Here is a 6,413-nt window from a genome sequence, read left to right on the forward strand (position 1 = left end):
TCCCGGAGGTGGCCGCCACCGCCCAAGCCGCGCCGGCGCCCGCGTTCGAGGACGCCCTCGCCGAGGCCGCCGCGGCCCCGGTCCCGGGCCTCGTGGGTCTCGAGGTCGCCGACGTGGACGCCGCCCGCCTCGAGCGCCTGGCCGCCCCCGCGGCCGGCGGGGCGCCGGCCGCCGCGCAGGGCGCGCTGCACGGCTCCGTGCTGGCGCCGTCCACCTGGAAGCAGGCCGTCGCGGTCCTGCGGGAGCGGACGGTGCGCCGGTGACCGCCGCCCTGACGGCGGGCCCCACGCGTCCCGCGCGACCCGCCACCGAGACCGCCGACGTGGACCTCGTCCTGTCCGGCCCCCGCGCCGAGGCCCTCGCGGCCGCCGACGCCGCCGACCGCCGCCGCTGGCTGCTCGTCGTCCTCGCCGTGCTCGGCCTGGTGGTCGCGCTCGTCGTGCTCGGCTCGGGCAGCGCGCACGCCGCGCCGGTCCCGCCCGAGGGTCCGGCCGCGCCGACCGGCCCGGCCGACCCCGGCACCGGCGAGGTGTCGGTCGCGATCAACGGCGTGAACGGCACCCCGAGCAGCTCGATCGTCGTGCTCATCGGCATCACGCTGCTGTCGGTCGCGCCCTCGCTGCTGCTGATGATGACCGGCTTCACCAAGATCTTCGTGGTGCTGTCCCTCACCCGGAACGCGCTCGGCCTGACGACCGTGCCGCCCAACCAGGTGATCGCCGGCCTCGCGCTGTTCCTCAGCCTGTTCGTGATGGCCCCGGTGCTGTCCGACGTGAACACCGTCGCGGTGCAGCCCTACCTCGACGGCAGCATGGACTTCACCACGGCGCTCGACGCCGGCTCGGCCCCGCTGCGCGAGTACATGCTCGGGCACACGCGCGAGGCGGACCTGGCGCTCATCACCCGCGCGGCCGACCAGCCCAACCCGGAGGACCCGGCGTCGGTCCCGATGCTCACGCTCATCCCCGCGTTCATGCTCTCGGAGCTGCGGTCGGCGTTCATCATCGGGTTCGTCATCTTCATCCCGTTCCTCGTCATCGACCTGGTCGTGTCCTCGGTCCTGATGAGCATGGGCATGATGATGCTGCCGCCCGTCATGGTGTCGCTGCCGTTCAAGCTGCTGCTGTTCGTGCTCGTCGACGGGTGGGGCCTGATCGTCACCGCCCTGGTCGGCGCCGCGTCGGGCGGGGGTGGCTGATGGACACCTCGGCCGTCCTCGACATCGGGCTGGACGCCCTGATCATCGCCGCCAAGCTCTCGGCGCCGGTGCTCATCACCGCCCTGGTCGTCGGGTTCTCCGTCTCGCTCGTGCAGTCGGTCACCCAGATCCAGGAGGTGACGCTGTCCTTCGTGCCGAAGGCCATCGCCGCCGCCGTGGCGCTGCTGGTCTGCGGGCACTGGATGATCGCGGAGCTGGTGACCTTCACGCACCAGCTGTTCGAGCGCATCCCCGCGCTGCTCGGGGGCTGACCGCACGATGGACGTGACCCTCTCCCTGGCCGCCGTGCAGACCGCGATGCTCGCGGGCGTCCGGTTCGCCGCGTTCCTGATGATCGCGCCGCCGTTCGCGCACCGCGGGATCCCCGGCGCCGTCAAGGCGATGCTCGCGGTCGGGCTGGCGCTCGCCGTGCTGCCGCGCCTGGACCTCGTCGCCACGGAGTCCACGGGGGAGTTCGTCGGGGACCTGGTGCTGGAGGCCGTCGTCGGCGCCGCGCTCGGCTTCCTCGTGTCGCTGGTGTTCTCGGCCGTCCAGGCCGCGGGCAACCTCATCGACCTGTTCGGCGGCTTCCAGCTCGCGCAGGCGTTCGACCCGCAGAACATGACGTCCGGCGCGCAGTTCGCCCGCCTCTACAACATGACCTGCCTGGTCCTGCTGTTCGTGTCGGGCGCCTACCAGCTGCTGATCGGCGGGCTCGCGCGGTCGTTCGACGCCGTGCCGCCCGGCACCGGGCTGGACCTCGCGGCGATGGGCCAGGCGGTCACCACCGGGCTGTCCGACATGTTCCTCGCGGCGCTGCAGATCGGCGGCCCGCTGCTGGTCGTGCTGTTCCTCACCGACGTGGGCCTCGGCCTGCTGACCCGGGTGTCCCCGGCGCTCAACGCGTTCGCCATGGGCTTCCCGCTGAAGATCTTGATGACCGTGACGTTCGCCGGCTTCGCGTACCTGGCCCTGCCGGGCGTCGTGGACGACCTGGCGCGCAAGGCCGTCGAGGCCGTCCTCGGGGTCGCCTGATGGCCGGGGGAGGGGACGCCGGGGAGAAGACCGAGAAGGCCACAGCCCAGCGGATGAAGGAGGTCCACCGGGACGGGAAGCTCTCCCGGTCCCAGGACCTCACCGCGTGGGTCGGCCTGGCCGCCGCCGCCGTCATGCTGCCGAGCACCGCGTCCCGCGCCTCGGACGCCGCACGCGACCAGCTCGCCGCGGTCCGGGAGGCGATCGCCGCCCCCGACGCCGGCACGGTCGTCGACCTGCTCGGCGACGGCCTGTGGTCGGTCGTGGCGACGCTGGGCCCGCTGATGGCCGTCGTCGCCGGCGTCATCATCGCGGTGGCCGTCGCCCAGGGCGGCGTGCACGTGAAGAAGTTCAAGCCGAACGTCAAGCAGTTCAACCCGGTGTCCGGGGTCAAGCGCCTGTTCGGCGCGAACGCCTGGTGGGAGGGCGCCAAGACCCTCCTCAAGACCGCCGTCGTCGGGCTCGTGCTCTACCTCGCCGTGCAGGCGCTCGTGCCGCAGCTCATGGGCACCGGCCGCATCCCGCTCGAGCACATGCTCGGCGTCGCCGGCGCGGGCGTGAAGCAGCTGATCATCTGGGGCGTCGGGGCCGGCGTGCTGCTCGCCGCGATCGACCTGCTCGTCGTCATGCGCCGCAACCGCAAGCAGACGCGCATGTCGAAGCAGGAGATCAAGGAGGAGAACAAGCGCACCGAGGGCGACCCGCTCGTGAAGGGCCACATCCGGTCCAAGCAGATGGCGATGAGCCGGAACCGGATGATGGCCGCGGTCGCCGACGCGGACGTGGTCATCGTCAACCCGACCCACGTCGCCGTCGCGCTGAAGTACGTCGCCGGCACCGGCGCCCCGCGGCTCGTCGCCAAGGGCGCGGGCGCCGTCGCGGCGAAGATCCGCGAGCAGGCGACCGAGCACCGGGTCCCGATGGTCGAGGACATCCCGCTCGCCCGGTCGCTGCACGCCGCGTGCGCCGTCGACCAGGAGATCCCCGCCTACCTGTTCACCGCCGTCGCCCGCGTCCTCGCCTTCGTCATGCAGCTGAAGCGCCGCGGCGCGGCGATGGGCAGGCACACGATGCCGGGCGGCTCGGTCGCCCCGGACGACGCACCGACCACCGTGGCCGCCGCCCGGCGGCGAGCCCGGCAGGAGAAGGCCGCATGAACCCGACGCACCTGCCGATGACCAGAGCAGTACCGCACACCACTGACGAGGACCTCCGATGAAGAACCGGCAGATCTCCCAGCTCGCCGTCCCGGTGGGCGTCGTGGGCATCGTGCTGCTCCTGGTGGTGCCGCTGCCCGCGGCGCTGCTCGACGTGCTGATCGCCGTGAACATCACGGCCGCGCTCGTCATCCTGCTCACCAGCATGTACGTGCAGAAGCCGCTGGACTTCAGCGTGTTCCCCTCGCTGATCCTGGTGTTCACGCTGTTCCGGCTCGGCCTGAACGTCGCGTCCACCCGGCTGGTGCTGCGCGACGGCTACGCCGGGGCCGTGATCGACGCGTTCGGGCACTTCGTGGTCGGCGGGTCGCTGGTCATCGGCCTGGTGATCTTCCTGATCCTGGTCGTGATCCAGTTCGTCGTCATCACCAACGGCGCCGGCCGCGTGGCCGAGGTCGGCGCGCGGTTCACCCTCGACGCGATGCCCGGCAAGCAGATGGCCATCGACGCCGACCTCAACTCCGGCCTCATCGACGAGGACACCGCGCGCAAGCGGCGGGCGGAGGTCACCGCGGAGGCCGACTTCTACGGCGCCATGGACGGTGGCTCGAAGTTCGTCAAGGGCGACGCCATCGCCGGCATCATCATCACGCTGATCAACCTCATCGGCGGGTTCGTCATCGGCATGGTCCAGATGGGCCTGTCCGTCACCGAGTCGCTCGAGCGGTTCAGCCTGCTGACCATCGGCGACGGCCTGGTCACCCAGATCCCCGCGCTGCTGCTCTCGGTGTCCACCGGCATCGTCGTCACCCGGGCCACGGCCGAGGGCGACATGGGCACCGCCGCCTCCAAGCAGCTGTCCCAGTCCCGCACCGCGCTGCTGATCGCCGGCTGCGGCGCGCTCGCCCTGGCGCTGCTGCCGGGCATGCCGAAGCTGCCGTTCGTCCTGGTCGGCGCGACGCTGCTGATCGTCGCGCAGCGCATCAAGGCCGCCGAGGCCAGGGAGGCCGCCGCCGCCGAGCTCGCCGCGGCGTCCACCGCCACCTCGGCGCCGACCAGCAACGACACCCCCGAGGCGCTCATCGAGCAGATGCGGGTGCACACGCTGGAGATCCTGCTGGCGCCCGACCTGGTCGACATGGTCGGCAACGGCCCCGACCAGGACCTGCTGCACCGCGTGCGCGGCCTGCGCCGCAAGATCGCCATGGAGCTCGGCATCGTCGTGCCGCCGGTCCGCACCCGCGACTCCGTCGACCTGCCCCGGTCCACCTACGTCGTGCGGATCGCCGGCGTCGAGGTCGGCCGCGGCGAGGTGCCGCCCGGGCGCATCCTGGCGCTCGGCGACGACCTCGCCGCACTGCCCGGGCAGTCCGTCGTCGAGCCGGTGTTCGGCCTGCCGGGCAAGTGGGTCGCCGCCGAGCTCCGGCACGCCGCCGAGATGGCCGGCGCCACCGTCGTCGACCGGGTGTCCGTGCTCATCACGCACCTGGGCTCGATCATCACCCGCAACGCGCCGCGGCTGCTCGGCCGCGAGGACGTCCGCGTCCTCACCGAGGGCGTGAAGCAGGTCAACCCGTCCGTGGTCGAGGAGCTCGTGCCCGGGCTGCTCACGCTCGGCGAGGTGCAGCGCGTGCTCCAGGGGCTGCTCGCCGAGGAGGTGCCGATCCGCGACCTGGGCCGCATCTACGAGGCGCTCACCCTGCGCGCCAAGGTCAGCACCGACCCCGAGGGCCTGGTCGAGGCCGCGCGCGGCGCGCTCGGCCCGGCGCTGTCGGCGCAGTACGTGCAGGACGGCGCGCTGCGGGTGCTCACGCTCGACCCCGTCTTCGAGCAGTCCCTGGTCGAGGCCCTGCGGCCGTCGGAGTCGGGCACCCAGATCGTCACCGACCCGACCCGCCTGGAGGCGATGCTGGAGCGGCTGCGCGCGCAGGTCGCCGACGCCGAGGCCACCGGCCGGTCCGTCGTGCTCGTCTGCGCCCCGGCGCTGCGGCCCGCGCTGCGCAAGGTCGTCATCCTCGCGCTCGACCGGCTGCCCGTGCTGTCGTACGCCGAGGTCACCGGCGGCGGCGTCCGGATCGAGACCGTCGGGGTGGTGAGCGGTGCCCACGCGATTGCTGCTTGAGGGCGCCGACCTGTCCGAGCTCATGGTGCACGTCCGCGCCGAGTTCGGGCCGACCGCGCGGATCGTGCGCGCCGAGCGGGTGCGCACCGGCGGGCTCGCGGGCTTCTTCGCGCGCGAGCGGTACGAGCTGACCATCGACGTGCCGGACGCCCCGGCCGCGCCGACCACCGGGCTGCTGCGGCGCCGGGGCGTGCCGGTGCCGGCGGCCGGGGCCGGTGCAGGGGCCGGCGGGATCGACGCGCTGCTCGCGGCCGCCGACGCCGCGGACGCCGGGCCCGACGGCTACGGGCCGCCCGGGTCCGACGTGCTCGCGCCGGCGCGCGGGGGCGCGGTGCCCGAGGCGCCGCCGCGGGTGTCGACCGGCGAGGAGGCGTTCGCCTCCGTGCTGGAGCAGATGCGGGCGATGACCGGGGCCGTCGCACCGGACCACCAGCTGGAGGTGCCCGCCCCGGCGGCGCCGGCGGGGATCCCGGCCCAGGCGCCCGACGCCGCGGGACGGGCGTTCGAGCCCGCCGCCCCGCCGGTGCTGCCCGCGCCCGCGCCGGCGCCGGCCGTGGAGCGGGTGCCCGCCGACGCGCCGCCCGCGACGGGAGGGGTGCCGCGCGACGCGCTCGCCGAGCTCGGCGTGCCCGCGGCGCTGCTGGCCGCGGTCGGGGACGGGCCGGTCGAGCTCGCGCGGCTGCTGGCCGCCGTGCCCACCGCCCCGCCGGTCCCGCGGGACCCGGGGACGGTGCTGGTCGTGGCCGGCCCGCCGGAGGACGCCGCGCGGGTCGCGGAGCTGCTGGCGCTGCGGTCGGGCTCGGGCCCGGTCGTGGCCGCGGGGGACGCGGAGGTGGGTGCGGGTGCCGGCGGGGTCGGCGCGGCCGGTGCGGCCGGGCGCCGGCTGACGACCGCGGCGGCC

Annotated in this window: 5 protein-coding genes and 2 pseudogenes; all 7 read left to right on the plus strand. The window is 74.3% G+C overall.

From position 1 onward, the window contains the following. Positions 1 to 263 (plus strand): annotated as a pseudogene (locus KVT14_RS19585) (hypothetical protein); the annotation flags it as partial. Between the two features lie 131 nt (positions 264 to 394). Continuing rightward, positions 395 to 1,198, plus strand: coding sequence for a flagellar type III secretion system pore protein FliP (fliP, locus tag KVT14_RS19590; RefSeq protein WP_210417449.1), 804 nt, complete (start codon positions 395 to 397; stop codon positions 1,196 to 1,198). Beyond that, a complete protein-coding gene (gene fliQ / locus KVT14_RS19595) occupies positions 1,198 to 1,470 on the plus strand; it encodes a flagellar biosynthesis protein FliQ (protein WP_147795549.1) in 273 nt (90 codons plus the stop codon). The genes fliP and fliQ overlap by 1 nt, the downstream gene beginning before the upstream one ends. A 7-nt stretch (positions 1,471 to 1,477) precedes the next feature. Continuing rightward, the gene (locus KVT14_RS19600) at positions 1,478 to 2,233 is read left to right on the plus strand and encodes a flagellar biosynthetic protein FliR (protein WP_217617197.1); all 756 of its coding nucleotides are present in this window, start codon (positions 1,478 to 1,480) and stop codon (positions 2,231 to 2,233) included. Next, complete coding sequence (locus KVT14_RS19605) at positions 2,233 to 3,390, plus strand: flagellar biosynthesis protein FlhB (protein ID WP_217617198.1); 1,158 nt, start codon at positions 2,233 to 2,235, stop codon at positions 3,388 to 3,390. Before KVT14_RS19600 ends, KVT14_RS19605 begins: the two co-directional genes overlap by 1 nt. Before the next feature lie 58 nt (positions 3,391 to 3,448). Then, positions 3,449 to 5,512, plus strand: a complete 2,064-nt coding sequence (flhA, locus tag KVT14_RS19610) for a flagellar biosynthesis protein FlhA (RefSeq protein ID WP_217617199.1) — start codon at positions 3,449 to 3,451, stop codon at positions 5,510 to 5,512. Continuing rightward, positions 5,490 to 6,413: pseudogene (locus tag KVT14_RS23285) on the plus strand (hypothetical protein); the annotation flags it as partial. The gene flhA and the pseudogene KVT14_RS23285, both read left to right, overlap by 23 nt.

This window comes from Cellulomonas sp. GbtcB1 (assembly GCF_019091725.1).
Taxonomy (GTDB): Bacteria; Actinomycetota; Actinomycetes; order Actinomycetales; family Cellulomonadaceae; genus Cellulomonas.